12 protein-coding genes are annotated in these 13,339 nt (G+C 51.5%); 3 read left to right on the top strand and 9 right to left on the bottom strand.

Annotation, left to right across the window (positions count from 1 at the left end; all coding sequences use genetic code 11):
- The first annotated feature begins 12 nt into the window (after window positions 1–12).
- Window positions 13–597 (top strand): TetR/AcrR family transcriptional regulator, encoded by a 585-nt coding sequence (locus QFZ34_RS08245; protein WP_307279496.1) that lies wholly within the window; start codon window positions 13–15, stop codon window positions 595–597.
- A 7-nt stretch (window positions 598–604) separates the two neighbouring features.
- Here the strand turns inward: QFZ34_RS08245 and uvrB are convergent, their stop codons facing one another.
- The 5 genes from uvrB to QFZ34_RS08220 form a co-directional block, all read right to left on the bottom strand.
- Entirely contained in the window at window positions 605–3,421 is a 2,817-nt protein-coding gene (gene uvrB, locus QFZ34_RS08240) for an excinuclease ABC subunit UvrB (protein ID WP_115053228.1), read from the bottom strand.
- Between the two features lie 116 nt (window positions 3,422–3,537).
- The gene (locus QFZ34_RS08235) at window positions 3,538–4,443 is read right to left on the bottom strand and encodes an HNH endonuclease (protein ID WP_307279489.1); all 906 of its coding nucleotides are present in this window, start codon (window positions 4,441–4,443) and stop codon (window positions 3,538–3,540) included.
- Window positions 4,444–4,565: 122 nt separating this feature from the next.
- On the bottom strand, window positions 4,566–4,853 hold the full coding sequence (locus QFZ34_RS08230) for a SemiSWEET family sugar transporter (protein ID WP_307279486.1): 288 nt from the start codon (window positions 4,851–4,853) through the stop codon (window positions 4,566–4,568).
- Window positions 4,854–4,933: 80 nt separating this feature from the next.
- On the bottom strand, window positions 4,934–6,103 hold the full coding sequence (locus QFZ34_RS08225) for an alpha/beta hydrolase (RefSeq protein WP_115052433.1): 1,170 nt from the start codon (window positions 6,101–6,103) through the stop codon (window positions 4,934–4,936).
- Between the two features lie 140 nt (window positions 6,104–6,243).
- Complete coding sequence (locus QFZ34_RS08220) at window positions 6,244–7,440, bottom strand: mandelate racemase/muconate lactonizing enzyme family protein (protein ID WP_307279481.1); 1,197 nt, start codon at window positions 7,438–7,440, stop codon at window positions 6,244–6,246.
- A 161-nt stretch (window positions 7,441–7,601) separates the two neighbouring features.
- Between QFZ34_RS08220 and QFZ34_RS08215 the strand changes: the two genes are divergently transcribed.
- Complete coding sequence (locus QFZ34_RS08215) at window positions 7,602–7,991, top strand: acyl-CoA thioesterase (RefSeq protein ID WP_115052435.1); 390 nt, start codon at window positions 7,602–7,604, stop codon at window positions 7,989–7,991.
- Between the two features lie 63 nt (window positions 7,992–8,054).
- Here the strand turns inward: QFZ34_RS08215 and QFZ34_RS08210 are convergent, their stop codons facing one another.
- The gene (locus QFZ34_RS08210; protein WP_307279477.1) at window positions 8,055–8,477 is read right to left on the bottom strand and encodes a VOC family protein; all 423 of its coding nucleotides are present in this window, start codon (window positions 8,475–8,477) and stop codon (window positions 8,055–8,057) included.
- A gap of 258 nt (window positions 8,478–8,735) precedes the next feature.
- Here QFZ34_RS08210 and QFZ34_RS08205 point away from each other — a divergent pair, with 258 nt between their 5' ends.
- Window positions 8,736–9,920, top strand: coding sequence for a low temperature requirement protein A (locus QFZ34_RS08205; RefSeq protein ID WP_307279473.1), 1,185 nt, complete (start codon window positions 8,736–8,738; stop codon window positions 9,918–9,920).
- Here the strand turns inward: QFZ34_RS08205 and QFZ34_RS08200 are convergent.
- The 3 genes from QFZ34_RS08200 to QFZ34_RS08190 form a co-directional block, all read right to left on the bottom strand.
- Window positions 9,917–10,765, bottom strand: coding sequence for an extensin-like domain-containing protein (locus QFZ34_RS08200; protein ID WP_370878726.1), 849 nt, complete (start codon window positions 10,763–10,765; stop codon window positions 9,917–9,919). The two genes, QFZ34_RS08205 and QFZ34_RS08200, sit on opposite strands and share 4 nt — an antisense overlap.
- A 179-nt stretch (window positions 10,766–10,944) precedes the next feature.
- Window positions 10,945–11,850 carry a DMT family transporter gene (locus QFZ34_RS08195; protein ID WP_307279469.1) on the bottom strand — a complete coding sequence of 302 codons (906 nt, stop codon included), beginning with the start codon at window positions 11,848–11,850 and terminating at the stop codon, window positions 10,945–10,947.
- A gap of 74 nt (window positions 11,851–11,924) precedes the next feature.
- Window positions 11,925–13,070, bottom strand: coding sequence for a PQQ-dependent sugar dehydrogenase (locus tag QFZ34_RS08190; RefSeq protein WP_307279467.1), 1,146 nt, complete (start codon window positions 13,068–13,070; stop codon window positions 11,925–11,927).
- Window positions 13,071–13,339 lie beyond the last annotated feature (269 nt).

Here is a 13,339-nt window from a genome sequence, read left to right as displayed (position 1 = left end):
GGGGACCGCAGCATGCGTGTCAGTAAAGATCAGGCAGCGGAAAACCGCGCCCGTATCATAGAAGTTGCAAGCCAGCAGTTCCGTCAGAAAGGCTTTGATGGAATTGGGGTAGCTGATTTAATGAAAAGTGCCGGGCTGACCCATGGGGGGTTCTATGGCCATTTTGCATCAAAGGATGACCTGATCGCAGTTTCCTGCGATGAGGCGATGAAGCGATCTGCGGAAAAATGGTCCGCCTTGACTGAACAGCAAGAACCTGAGGATGCGCTAGCTGCGATTGTATCATCATATCTGGCAAAATATCATTCGGATGGACTTGCCAATAGCTGCACCATGGCGATGTTAGCGCCGGATATTGCGCGGCACGGTGGGGATGTTCAGACGAATTTCACTGATGGCACCAAGAAATTGCTCAAAATCCTTGCAAGCGTAACTGCGGGTAAGACTGACAAGGACAAGCGGGAAAAGGCTATTGCCACCATGGCCGGTTTGGTTGGTGCCGTCGTCTTGGCCCGCGCCGTTAATGATCCGGCTTTTGCCGATGAAATATTAAGCGCAGGCAGTGTGATTTTTGGACCGGAAAGCGACGACCGATAGGTCGTCCTTATCGACCTGGCCGACCTGTTTTTCCGGGGCGACGCTTTTTACGCGCATCGCTAGAGTCCTCATATGAACCCGCTCCGGTACGTTCGCGGCGAATGATCGTCTGGTCATTCCGGTTCGTGCCCGTGAAAGCGGGTTTCTCCGGAACATTACCGATGACAGGCTTTTCGGTGCGCCCGACGGTCATTTCATCCAGTGAATTTTTACGGAAAACTCCAGGTCCAAGAGGGCGAGTTGTATCACCACCCATTTCGTCGAGGTGCGGTTTGCGAAAGAGCGCAGTGTTCGCCTCGCTTTCATCGGTGACCACGCGATGCACCGAGCGACCGGCATTATGTCTGCCCTTGGTGCGGCCAGTGACGGGACTTTCCATCTCCACTTCTCGAGCCATTGGATCGTCCGAAATGGCAAGCTCCATTTCCCGCAAGCGCTTAATTTCGTCGCGCAGTCGGGCAGCCACTTCAAAGTCCAGATCGTCCGCCGCATCCCGCATTTGTTTCATGAGATGTTCAAGATGGGCCTTGAGATTATTGCCCATCATTGCACCCTCTTCGGCAAAACCGGAGATGTCAGCGCGGACGTGATCGCGTTCATAGACGCTATTGAGAATATCGCCGATATTCTTCTTGATACTGGCAGGCGTTATGCCGTGTTCCGTATTATATGCTTCCTGCTTTTCGCGGCGACGATTGGTTTCCGCCATCGCCCGCTCCATGGAGCCGGTGATATTATCGGCATAAAGCACAACTTTGCCGTCGACATTACGTGCAGCGCGACCGATCGTCTGAATCAATGAAGTCTCTGAACGCAGAAACCCTTCCTTGTCCGCATCAAGAATAGCAACGAACCCGCATTCCGGAATATCGAGACCTTCGCGAAGCAGGTTGATGCCAACCAATACGTCAAACGCACCAAGGCGCAAATCGCGCAAAATCTCAATACGCTCCAACGTATCAATATCAGAGTGCATGTAGCGGACGCGTATCCCCTGTTCATGCAAATATTCGGTCAGGTCCTCTGCCATGCGCTTGGTGAGAACCGTTACGAGGGTACGATAGCCTTTGGCAGAGGTTTCGCGGATTTCTCCCAGTACATCATCCACCTGTGATTTGGCTGGACGTACTTCCACCGGAGGGTCAATAAGGCCGGTCGGGCGGATAACCTGTTCGGCAAACACACCGCCAGATTCTTCCATTTCCCATTTGCTCGGCGTCGCCGAAACAGCAACGGTTTGCGGACGCATCGCATCCCACTCCTCAAACCGCAATGGGCGATTGTCCATGCAGGAGGGCAAGCGGAAACCATACTCGGCCAAGGTCGCTTTACGGCGGAAGTCGCCCTTATACATCGCGCCAATCTGCGGAACCGTGACATGGCTTTCGTCGATGAAAACCAACGCATTGTCAGGAATATACTCGAAAAGCGTGGGCGGTGGTTCACCCGGCTGGCGGCCGGTCAGGTAACGGGAATAGTTTTCAATGCCCGCACAGGATCCTGTTGCCTCAAGCATCTCAATGTCAAAGGTACAACGTTGCTCCAGACGTTGGGCTTCAAGCAGGCGTCCGGCAGCATTCAATTCCACCAGGCGGTGTTTTAGTTCTTCCTTGATCGATTTTATCGCCTGATTGAGCGTTGGACGCGGCGTAACATAATGCGAATTGGCGTAAATCTTAACGGAACGCAGATCGCCGGTTTTCTGGCCAGTGAGTGGATCGAACTCTGTTATCGTTTCAATTTCATCGCCGAACATCGAAATACGCCAAGCACGGTCTTCCAAGTGGGCCGGAAAAAGCTCAATCGTGTCGCCGCGTACGCGGAACGAACCGCGGGTGAAATCCATGTCGCGCCGCTTATATTGCTGTGCAACCAGATCAGCGAGCAACGCACGCTGATCCAATCGGTCACCGATCTTCATTTCGAAGGTCATTGCGGTATAGGTTTCAACTGAACCGATACCATAGATGCACGAGACCGAGGCGACGATAATCACATCATCGCGCTCGAGAAGCGACCGAGTTGCCGAATGGCGCATACGATCAATCTGTTCGTTGATCGACGATTCTTTCTCAATATAGGTGTCGGAACGCGGCACATAGGCTTCCGGCTGATAGTAGTCGTAGTATGAAACGAAATACTCGACCGCATTGTTGGGAAAGAAGGACTTGAACTCACCGTAAAGTTGAGCTGCCAAGGTTTTATTCGGCGCTAGAATAAGGGCAGGGCGCTGGGTTTCTTCAATCACCTTCGCCATGGTGAAAGTTTTACCCGAGCCAGTAACACCGAGAAGAACCTGGGTTTTATCATTATCGCTAATGCCAGCCACCAGGTCGCGTATCGCCGTTGGCTGATCACCAGACGGCACGAATTCAGTTTCCATCTGAATGGATATGCCACCTTCAGATTTGTCTGGTCTAGCCGGTCGATGCGGCTGCCATGCCGTGCCGTTCTTAAACAGCGGATTACCGCTTTCGATCAGAGCAGAAAGCGCGGCAACGGTCGCGGTGGCACCGCCCGGTGCAATGCTGGATGCGTCCTCCAGATTAATATCAAGCCCGGCAACCGGATTAAGACCTGCTGCTGCGCGGATTTTAGGATCGGATGATCCGCCAATGGAGGTTCCGCGAGATGTCCTGCTCGCGTTTGATTTGTCGCCTGACGTCTTTTTGACCTTGGCAGCTTTAGGTTGTGATTTTTTGGTTTCCTCGGTGATTTGGGCAGCCCAGTCACCAATTGAGCCAGTCAGCGGGGTGCCTTCCAGTTCAGGTTGGGGCGCTTCGCCGAAACCGTCGAGCTTATATTTGTCAGGGGATTTTGCCATAGGCTTAATATGGTGAGAGTCTATACAAATGGAAAGAGGCACGCCCTCAAAAGCGATATATTGGAACATGCTACTGACATAAGGCTGTCAGTAGCATGTCAGGATAGAGCGCTACTTTACGGTTTGAATACATGCTCGCGATGGTAGCGAAGAAAATCGGGATGCGGACGTACGAGCACGTCTTTCGGCAGCATGATTCTGCCGGATTCATTGATCAAATTGTCTATCTTCGGGTGATAATACCGCGATGACTTCACAATTCGGTAGTCGGATTCAACCGAGATAAAGCCTTTGTCGAAAAGCCAGTGAATGGTCCGTAGTAATGGTATTCCATTGCTAACCGCGTCAGGCCCCGAATCTTTAACTGGCTTGATATGGGCGCATTCGACTTCGTGACCGCCATCCGCTGCACGCAGATGAATTCCCGTCATTGCGCATCTCCATCCGTAAGCTTCCCCCACAGCTTTGCTGAATGTGCGGTCACGCAACGCACGTGAGGTTATGAAACGGCTTCGCAACAAAGGTTCAGACGGATCTTCTGCAAAGCCAGAGTGGGGGGCGGTGGGGACTTCTGCCTTCTTTTGGTTCATGGGCTCATTGAAAGCCGATTCCATAATTCTGTTGTACTCTTCAACGGACAGAAGACGTACGCGCTGTTGACTGGCATGTTTGTTCAAACTGCCATCTGATTGCTGCATATTTTGCTCAAAGTAAAACTTGGTGAGGGCGTCTGGCGATGTGACGCTAAAGGGAACGCTTGGGAATTCACAAAAATCAACCAATTTGGCAGCGCAATACCCATCCTTGCCGACGGAGAATTCCAGGGAGACGATGCGGGCAGTTGCGAAATATCCTATCGTTCTATTGCCAAATTCACCAGCTCGCTTGGCTGGCGAATAGTAAATTATCCAGTCATTCAGAACTAGCTCTACTATAGGTAAGTACTTCTTCTCAAAGTAAAAAAATTCGTGAATTGAAGTTGTGGACTCTTGGTTTGATCTGATCTGGAATACTGCGGGCATGCGATTTGAAAATAACCTGTTGAAACATTGATACGTTCCAAACTTATGGTGTCACGCGACAAGCGAAACTTACCTGCAATTGTATTTTATATAGGCATGCAATCCATACATCGGTTGAGCGCTCAGCCATACCGCAGCTTGAGGCCAAGAATTGCGAGAATCAGCAGCAGCGTCATTCCGTTCGCTGCCATAACGGGCCATGACATGATCATGATGCCATAGCAAAGCCAGAGAAACACACCCAAGGCCAAGGTGATATTTGTCACGAGGGAAATACTCGCCGCATCCCTGTGTCTCACGATTTTTATGATCTGTGGAATCCAACCCATGGTGGTTATGACAGCAGCAAGGCTGCCAATGAGTTCAATATGAAGCGGCACGGCGCGTACTTTCAAAAGAGTTTTTTGCAAAGAATATATATGCGAGGATTCACTGCGAAATATAGCGGAATCGTGACGTTAGAGTTGCCCGTGCATAACAATTTCTTCTGTTATCGTACAACACCTAAAAGTCGTCCCGGCAAGTAGATCACCAGTGACGCTGCACCCGTGATTACCGATGTGCCGTCGGCCAACACAGCCTGTCCTGCCGAGCGTTCATCGCCATCAAGAACACGTTCGGAAAGCTGACCGCTTCGAGCCATATTCATGAGCGTAGGAGAGCTTGCAAAAACACCGTGCGCGCCCCCATCAAGATCAGAAGCATCAAGCACAACGATACCTAGTTTTTGCAGCATGGGAATACTCGAGCCATCACCAACGCGCGGGTGCCCACCAACAATTCGTCCTGATACGTTCAGTGCCCGATCAGCGCGTGACACCAATACAGTGAAAGGCTTTGGCAACTGGCCTATGTCGGCAACTTGAGCCTGAAAAACGTCGATGTCTATATCAGGTGCCGCGAGCATTACACCTGACATCCGACGGAAAACATCTGTTTGACCATTCTCTGCCAACTCGCGCAGAGCTTCCATAACGACAAATGTACCCATGGAATGTCCGACAAGCAGAATCTTGCTGGCTTTGGTTTTGGCGGCAAGTCGCAAGGTTTCAGCCAATCCATCCCGTCCAAAAGTGGCGCTATCGCGATCATAGACGTAAAGGCCAAGCGAGCCAGCGGAGGGCCATGAATAGTGAACTGTGACGGCTGGAATGCCAAAATCATAGCTCATTTGAGCTGCGCGAAAGACGCTGTCCGCAAAGTTGTTGTTGTAGCCGTGCACAAAGATAAAAAGTTCGCGCTGGTTTGCTGGACGTTTTGCAAGTTCAGCATTGATCCTGTCAACGAAGACCGCGCCTGTATCGTAAGGCTGGAATGTCGTGGCGGCAAAGTTGCGTGCCGGATTAGGCTTGGTGCTCGATTTTTCTACCTGCCCGTTCTTGTGGGTAGGAGGAATACCAATATCAATCCGGGAGAAATTCAATTTCGGCGAGCGTTTGGCCGAATAAGGCAAAGAAAGATTGTCTGAGCGCTCGCGACTCGTCGCAACAAACACCGGTATAACGGCTTTTGGACCAGTCTTGTCGTTGAGAACCGGGGCAGGAATGGCAGCATTGGCTTTGACCACGCCACTTGCATCCAGCCCAAGCACCGCGCGTCCGCCGCAACCAGACAAAACAAACATGAGAAGCAGTAATGCCGACAAGCGCGAAAGTGTCATGGCTGAACTCCGGACTACCATCACCGAGCTTGAAACAGCAATCGCCGATTACTGCAACTGAAATCCCATATTATCTTATAAATTAAACCCGTAATTGCTCACCAGCGTGACAAATTTCCAACATTTAAAATTGCAAAAACTCAGACTATCAATGGATTGCGTCCCATATTTAAATGGAGTTCATGCCCATGATAGGCATACTCTTCCGCGACCGCTTCGTCCAATTCCACACCAAGCCCGGGCTCGGACGAGGGAACGACGTAGCCGTTTTCCCATAGAATAGGTTTTTTCAAGATTTTTGCATGAAATCCGCCAAAGGCCTGGATGCACTCCAGGATCAAGAAGTTGGGGCTGCAGGTTGCTAGCTGGATATTTGCTGCGCCCACAATTGGCCCGCAATAAAGATGCGGGGCAATTTGCGCATGAAAGGTCTCGGCCATACCGGCGATCTTTTTCGCTTCGAGTAGACCACCAACACGCCCGAGATTCATCTGGAGGATATTGGCCGCGCGGTTCACCAGCAAGCGTTGAAACTCATACTTGGTGGTCAGACGTTCACCGGCGGCGATCGGGATAGAGGTGTGTTGCTGAACATATCCCATATTTTCCGGCATATCGGGCGGCACGGGCTCTTCCAGCCACAATGGATCATAGGGCTCAAGCCGCTTGGCAAGCCGCACAGCGCTGGTGGGGGTCATCTGTCCATGGGTCCCGAACAGGAGATCGGCCTTTGCACCGACTGCATCACGCACAAGCCGCACAAATTTTTCACCTAGTTCGAGATGTTCCAGAGACAGCTGGCGTGGGTCGAACGATGTATAGGGGGCAACGGGGTCAAATTTCACTGCCGTATAGCCTTGCGCGACATACTCCGCTGCCCGCTCTGCGGAAGCCTCGGCGTTCCAGTATATATCGGCAGTTTCGCCAAGCTCCGGCTTTGGATAGATATAGGTATAGCTGCGCAATTTATCGTGGACTCGGCCGCCGAGCAGTTCGTAAACAGGTTTATCGGCTTCTTTGCCAATGATATCCCAACAGGCCATCTCAAGTGCTGACACGGCCCCCATGACAGTAACGTCCGGGCGCTGTGTAAATCCGCCGGAATAGGCACGTCTGAAGAATTTCTCAATGTGATGCGGGTCTTCGCCAATAAGCCAGCGTTCGGCTATATCCTCCACCACTTTCCGCATAATTTGCGGGCTGATCGTGGAGTTATATGCCTCGCCATAGCCTATAACACCGGAATCTGTGACTAATTTGACGAAAAGAAACCATGTGCCTCCAAATGAAGGCGGTGGATTGCCGACAACGAAAGTTTTGACATCGGTAATTTTCATGGCTTCTCCAGACATTTGCCTTACAAGAGACTATGCGAGGCTTGACCTATTGCGGAAACCGCGTAACGACCCGGGATATCAGGTTTCCGACAGTTTCCGGACAAGATGGCGGCAACCAGAACAGAGAAGATACATAATTAAAATTGCCTTGGAGACTGTAAATGACCGAACAGACCCAGCCTATCGGCGAGTTGACGCTTCGTACACTGGCTATGCCCGCAGACGCCAATGCAGCAGGCGATATTTTTGGCGGTTGGGTTATGGCGCAGATGGATTTATCCTGCGGTATCCGGGCGGCGGAACGGGCGAGGGGCCGCGTCGTAACCGCTGCTGTTAAGGAAATGGCCTTCGCCAAGCCGGTCAAGATCGGGGATACGCTTTGCGTTTATACCCATATTTCTCATGTCGGGCGGACGTCAATCACTCTTAAGGTCGAGGCTTGGGCACAGCGCTATCTTTCCGATTTAATGGAACGGGTTACTTATGCCGACTTTGTGATGGTTGCGCTCGACAAAGAGGGTCACCCCACGCCCGTGCCAGCAGAAATCTGATGGCTGCGTGGGTTCTGACATTCGCGTAATTTGCGATCGGATGGCATGCAAATGTGAAATTTGCTAGCCTTGACTGCCGATCATATATTTATCCCAGAAACCGGCCTGGGCTTCGATCTGTTCAACCACGTCAATCCACAGACCCGATGGATCGTGGAAACCGAAACGCCGTTGGCCGAATGGTTCGTCGGTAATTGGATATTCGATTTTCAGGCCGGTAGCGCTAATTTTTTCAAAGGCCGCTTGAGCATCGTCAACCTGCAGTTCAAAGCATATTCCGGTCCCGCTAAAACTCTCCGAGCCCGGAGGCGATGATGGATGATCAGGGGTCATGAAGGCAATGGACGCTGAGCCTTCCTCTGCTGAAAGCCATGAAAACCATGTGCTGTCAAAACCGCTGACGAAGCCCAGATGTTTAATCCAGAAATCCCGGCACGCTTCTTTTTGAGAAGTGATAATAATGGGATAGCGGTCGGTAAAATTCATTGCATTCTCCGCGACGTTACGAGTCAGCTGGCATTTAACACGATAGGCAAAAGCCGGAGCAAGCCCTGTTTGTCAGGAGCGTTTGTCGAATGAACTCTTTTTGAAAGAATGTTGGGCTTTATTGGTCAAAGAGTGTGCTGGTGACAGAGGAAAATGTCTCTGCAATAAGGTATTATAAGATTTTTGCGGCATACAAGAGCCGTTGCCGTAAACTGTGATTGTAGTGGCGTGTTCTTTTTTGATTTCATGAGGTGAAGAGTGGTTTTTTCGGGTGCAATTCGTGACTACTCCCGCAAGAAGAATGCGAAAGATAGTTCAAAGGTCGATTTCGTAGAGCTGTTCTTTGATCTGGTATTCGTATTCGCCATCACGCAGATTTCGCACCTGCTTCTGCACGATCTGACATTGAAAGGCCTCGTTGAAAGCGCGCTCCTGCTCGCGGCAGTGTGGTGGGTTTGGGTTTACACTACATGGGTGACAAACTGGATGGACCCTTCCAAACCGCCGATACGCGCCATGTTGTTTGTTCTTATGCTTGCCGGGCTGGTGCTTTCCACGTCCATTCCAACAGCTTTTGGCGAGCGCGGCCTGATTTTTGCGATTGCTTTTGTATTCATGCAACTTGGAAGGTCGCTGTTTATGTTATGGGCGGTTCGCCGTCATAACCAAAGCAATTTCCGCAATTTTCTGCGTATTTCGATATGGCTGGCAATATCGGGAATGTTCTGGATCGCTGGCGGACTCGCTGACCCTGAACATCGAATATTCTTTTGGGGCTTGGCGTTGGCGGTTGAACTTGGCGGACCGGCACTTGGTTTCCGTACGCCGGGATTGGGTTCATCCACTACAGCGGATTGGGACATTGATGGCGATCACATGGCTGAACGCGCAGCTCTGTTCATCATTATCGCGCTCGGAGAATCCATTCTTGTTTCAGGGGCGACCTTTGCCGAACAACACTGGAATCTCATTTCTTTCTCCGCATTTCTGACGACATTTACGGCGTCAGTCGCAATGTGGCTGGTCTATTTCAACGTCGGGCAATCAGCGGCTCACCATAAGATCACGGCAACGGACGATCCAGGTCGTGTTGCCCGCATTGCTTATACCTACATTCACGTCCTTCTGGTTGCAGGAATCATCGTGGTTGCTGTGTCTGATGAACTGATACTTGCTCATCCATCCGGTCACATTGAGACAGCGACCATATGGACATCAATCGGCGGAACAGCTCTCTATCTGTTGGGAAACTTGCTGTTCAAATTCTATATTGCTGGGCGCCCGCCATTGTCCCATATGGTGGGGCTGGGCTTGTGTGCAGTACTTGCTTGTTTTGCCAGCCATATGTCGCCGCTCATGCTAGGCCTTCTCACCAGCCTCATTTTGATTATTGTGACGATCTGGGAATTGAAAGGCAGGCCCAACGACCAACACCACGTCTAACGACAGGAACGCTTTCCACTGCGACGATCCATAAGGTCAAAATGGAAATGGTCGCGGTGGAAAATGTCGTAGCCTGGCCCAAGGACCGTGGTGAAGTAATTACAGGCGTCCGAGCGCACGCTATTGAGCAAGCCGCGCTGGCGAAATGAGAACAACCCCGGCTTTTGAACTTTAATGTCCTTCCCATTGTTCAAAGTGACCTTGGCAATATCCAACGCATTTCCCTTTGAATGCTCCGACATGGCCCGTCCACGCTGATTGCTCATTGTACGGCAGGAATAACTGGATGCTTGATGAATCGTATTGATGCCTGAGAGGTAACGCAAACGAGTGGAGGGTGACAGATCGCCTTTAACCCATTTGGCGAAGGCGAGTGTCATTTGACAATTCAGGGTGGCGGCTGGTTTCAGTTTTATTCGCCCGCTGGCAAATCCGCTGACCTTTAGAGGATGGTCGATGCGGCAAACACCGCCATCATTGATCGGCTCTCGTTCCTGAAAAACCACGCCGAGCCGTTTAAGCTGTGTTCGGCATGAAACCTCGCTACCTGACATTGCAAATGTGCTTTCACCGCGCGATATCGGATCACTGATGCTGCCGGGATAACCATAACTTTCTTCGGAAGCGTTTTCACTGTTTTGCACGGGCAGCTCTTCAGCCCGGGAAAGCGGTTGCATTCCATCTTCAGGTTGCTCGGTTTGTTCCGTTTCGGGGGGCGCAGGAGCAACAGTTACGACCTGCTCATAGTTCTCTTCAGCTTGGGGCTGCATATCCTGCTGCGGTTGTGTGGCGATCACGTCTTGCGGATTGCCGACATCTGCGGAGGGGCGTCTAACATCCCCCATTCCGCACGCACTTAAAGAAGCCGAAAGCGTTAAAGCGGCAAAAGTCAAAAGACGCCAGGAGCGCTTGGGGGACGACAACGCACAACTCATGTCACCACTTCCTTTTGCCCGAAATCGGGTCAATTGCACGCAAAAATAGCGTCAAATTGTAAAGGAATAGTCAGCGTCCCCGTTAAGGCTTATGGCGAGACTGAGGCTCGATCCATTGAAGATCGGTTCCGCAAAGCTGGAATAAGCTCTACGGCGATCATGGCGGTGAATATGAGCGCACAGCCAATTGCTCCACGAAACGATATTGTCTCGCCAAGAAGCATTGCCCCGAAAAGCGCCGCGAAAAGTGCTTCGGATGACAGCATGATCGCGGCCTGCGCGGATGTTGTGAAGCGCTGGCCAACTGCCTGCAGAGTAAAGGCGATACCGGAAGAAAAAATGCCGGCAAAGATAATGAGAGGCGCAACCGAAAGAATATCGGAAACATTGCTGCGCTCGATGCCACTTGAAATAATCAAGCCAAGCGCAGCGCAGACGAGAAATTGCACGAGCGACAACATAATCGGTCGACCGCTTTTAACAGCGAGCCGGTTGATGAAGATGATCTGCAGCGCCCAGAAGGCCGCGCAAGCTATGGTCAGCCAATCGCCGACAGACAGTCCTTCTACATTGCCTCCCGATAGCAAGTAAATTCCGGCTAGAGCAGTCAATGCGCAAGGCCAGACGATCGGGTGAGGCCATTGCCAGAACAGGACAACCGCTAGGAAGGGCACCATCACCACATAAAGACCAGTGAGAAAGCCTGAGTTTGTGACGGAGGTTGTTTCCAAACCAACCTGCTGCAGCGCGGCACCAGTGAAAAGCAGTGTCCCGATGAAAATGAATCCCAAATAATCTTTTGGTTCCAGCTTCCCGGTTGCAAGGCGTGCCTCGCGAAATGCAAGCGGTGTCACGGTAAGAGCAGCCAGAAGAAACCGCAGGCCGATGAACATAAAAGCTTCCACGCCCCGCATAGCACTTGATTGAGCGACGAAACCAAGACCCCAGATGGCTCCGGCTGCAAGAAGAAGTAAATTGGCACGCCCGCGCGTCATGATATCCCCATTGATTGTAACGGCTAAAGCGTCGACGCCATCTCTATCCACTGGGATGGAACACGGCAAGCGCATCATCCATCAGAAGCGCGGGTCAGCCTGATAATTTTTCCATTGCTCGCATCTGTAAGCAGATAGACTGATCCATCCGGCGCTGCGCGCACATCCCGGATACGTCCGAACTCTCCCTCGAAGAGCCGTTCTTCGCCCTTCATCTTGCCCTTCTCGTCGCGGTCAAGACGTACAAGCATTTCAAATTTGAGGGCGCCTGCAAGCAAATCACCCTTCCACTCTGGAAACATATCGCCACTGTAAGCAACTAGGCCCGATGGCGCGATTGACGGATCCCAATAGTATAAGGGCTGTTCGTAACCTTCGGCTGCGGTGCCTTGGCCGATTTTTGCTCCCGAATAGTCCACCCCATAGGTTATTACCGGCCAGCCATAGTTCTTTCCGGCTTGCGGCTGATTGATTTCATCCCCTCCCTTTGCGCCATGCTCGAGGGTGAGCAAAGAGTGGGTTAATGGATCCCATGTTGCGCCCTGCGGATTGCGATGGCCCTTGGACCAGATTTCCGGCAAAGCCTTTTTTCCGTCTGCATAAGGATTGTCAGAGGGAGTTGTCCCGTCCGCATTGACGCGCAATACGGAGCCGGCATGGTCCATGTAGTCCTGTGCCCGCTCTTGCTCGCCCCGTTCACCCATCGTGACAAACAGCTTGCCGTCGGGCGAGATTACGATCCGAGAGCCAAAATGTTGACCCTTGTTTGTTCTTTTGCTCATCGACACCAGGGTACGAACGTTTTCAAGTTCAGTACCATCAGAACCGTACACGAGCTTCGCGCTGGCAAGGGCCGTGCCCGCGCCACCTTGGCCGGGCTGGGAGTAAGTGAAGTAGATCGTATTACTGGTCGAAAAATCTGGGGCTAAGGCTATGTCAAGTAGTCCGCCTTGGCCATTTGCCCAGACTTCCGGAACATTTTCGATAGGCTCGGAGAGTTTCCCTTGCTTGACTAGCCTCATTGTTCCCGAACGTTCGGTCACGAGCAGCGAGCCGTCAGGCAAAAATGCGAGGCCCCATGGGTAATCGAGACCATCGGCGATGGTTTCTGCGGAGACGGTGACAGTCTGGGTTTTGAAATCCTTTGCTTCTGCCGGTAGTGATAGCGCGGAAAGAAGTGCCGACAGGCTTGCGGTCATTACTTTATAATTCCGTCTCATGCCTCGACCTCCTCTAAATTTGGCATTGCGTTGCGATTTTGCATGTAATCCAGGTCACCGTCGTCTCACAGTGGTGTGAATTGGCTCGTTTCGTGTCTGAAATCATGTAAGCGTAACGTGGGTGCGACTTTTTCCACTTTCTTCGTGAAATTGCGGCAAACAGTGCTATATTAAAGAACGAATGACTGAACGGTTCCGAAGTCTTTGAACTTTGGCGACCGTTTTCTTTTTGTGTTGCGAGGCCCGGGAAAGGGCAACCCAACATTGAC

The organism is Phyllobacterium ifriqiyense (assembly GCF_030817885.1).
GTDB classification, from domain to species: Bacteria; Pseudomonadota; Alphaproteobacteria; order Rhizobiales; family Rhizobiaceae; genus Phyllobacterium; species Phyllobacterium ifriqiyense.
Note: the sequence above shows the minus strand (reverse complement) of the source record. Positions and strands in the feature narration are given on the sequence as shown.

Excerpts from the sequence above, each read along its gene's own strand:
- QFZ34_RS08245 (WP_307279496.1), top strand. The coding sequence starts at position 13 with ATGCGTGTCAGTAAAGATCAGGCAGCGGAAAACCGCGCCCGTATCATA.
- uvrB (WP_115053228.1), bottom strand. The coding sequence starts at position 3,421 with ATGGCAAAATCCCCTGACAAATATAAGCTCGACGGTTTCGGCGAAGCG.
- QFZ34_RS08235 (WP_307279489.1), bottom strand. The coding sequence starts at position 4,443 with ATGCCCGCAGTATTCCAGATCAGATCAAACCAAGAGTCCACAACTTCA.
- QFZ34_RS08225 (WP_115052433.1), bottom strand. The coding sequence starts at position 6,103 with ATGACACTTTCGCGCTTGTCGGCATTACTGCTTCTCATGTTTGTTTTG.
- QFZ34_RS08220 (WP_307279481.1), bottom strand. The coding sequence starts at position 7,440 with ATGAAAATTACCGATGTCAAAACTTTCGTTGTCGGCAATCCACCGCCT.
- QFZ34_RS08215 (WP_115052435.1), top strand. The coding sequence starts at position 7,602 with ATGACCGAACAGACCCAGCCTATCGGCGAGTTGACGCTTCGTACACTG.
- QFZ34_RS08210 (WP_307279477.1), bottom strand. The coding sequence starts at position 8,477 with ATGAATTTTACCGACCGCTATCCCATTATTATCACTTCTCAAAAAGAA.
- QFZ34_RS08200 (WP_370878726.1), bottom strand. The coding sequence starts at position 10,765 with ATGGGGGATGTTAGACGCCCCTCCGCAGATGTCGGCAATCCGCAAGAC.
- QFZ34_RS08195 (WP_307279469.1), bottom strand. The coding sequence starts at position 11,850 with ATGACGCGCGGGCGTGCCAATTTACTTCTTCTTGCAGCCGGAGCCATC.
- QFZ34_RS08190 (WP_307279467.1), bottom strand. The coding sequence starts at position 13,070 with ATGAGACGGAATTATAAAGTAATGACCGCAAGCCTGTCGGCACTTCTT.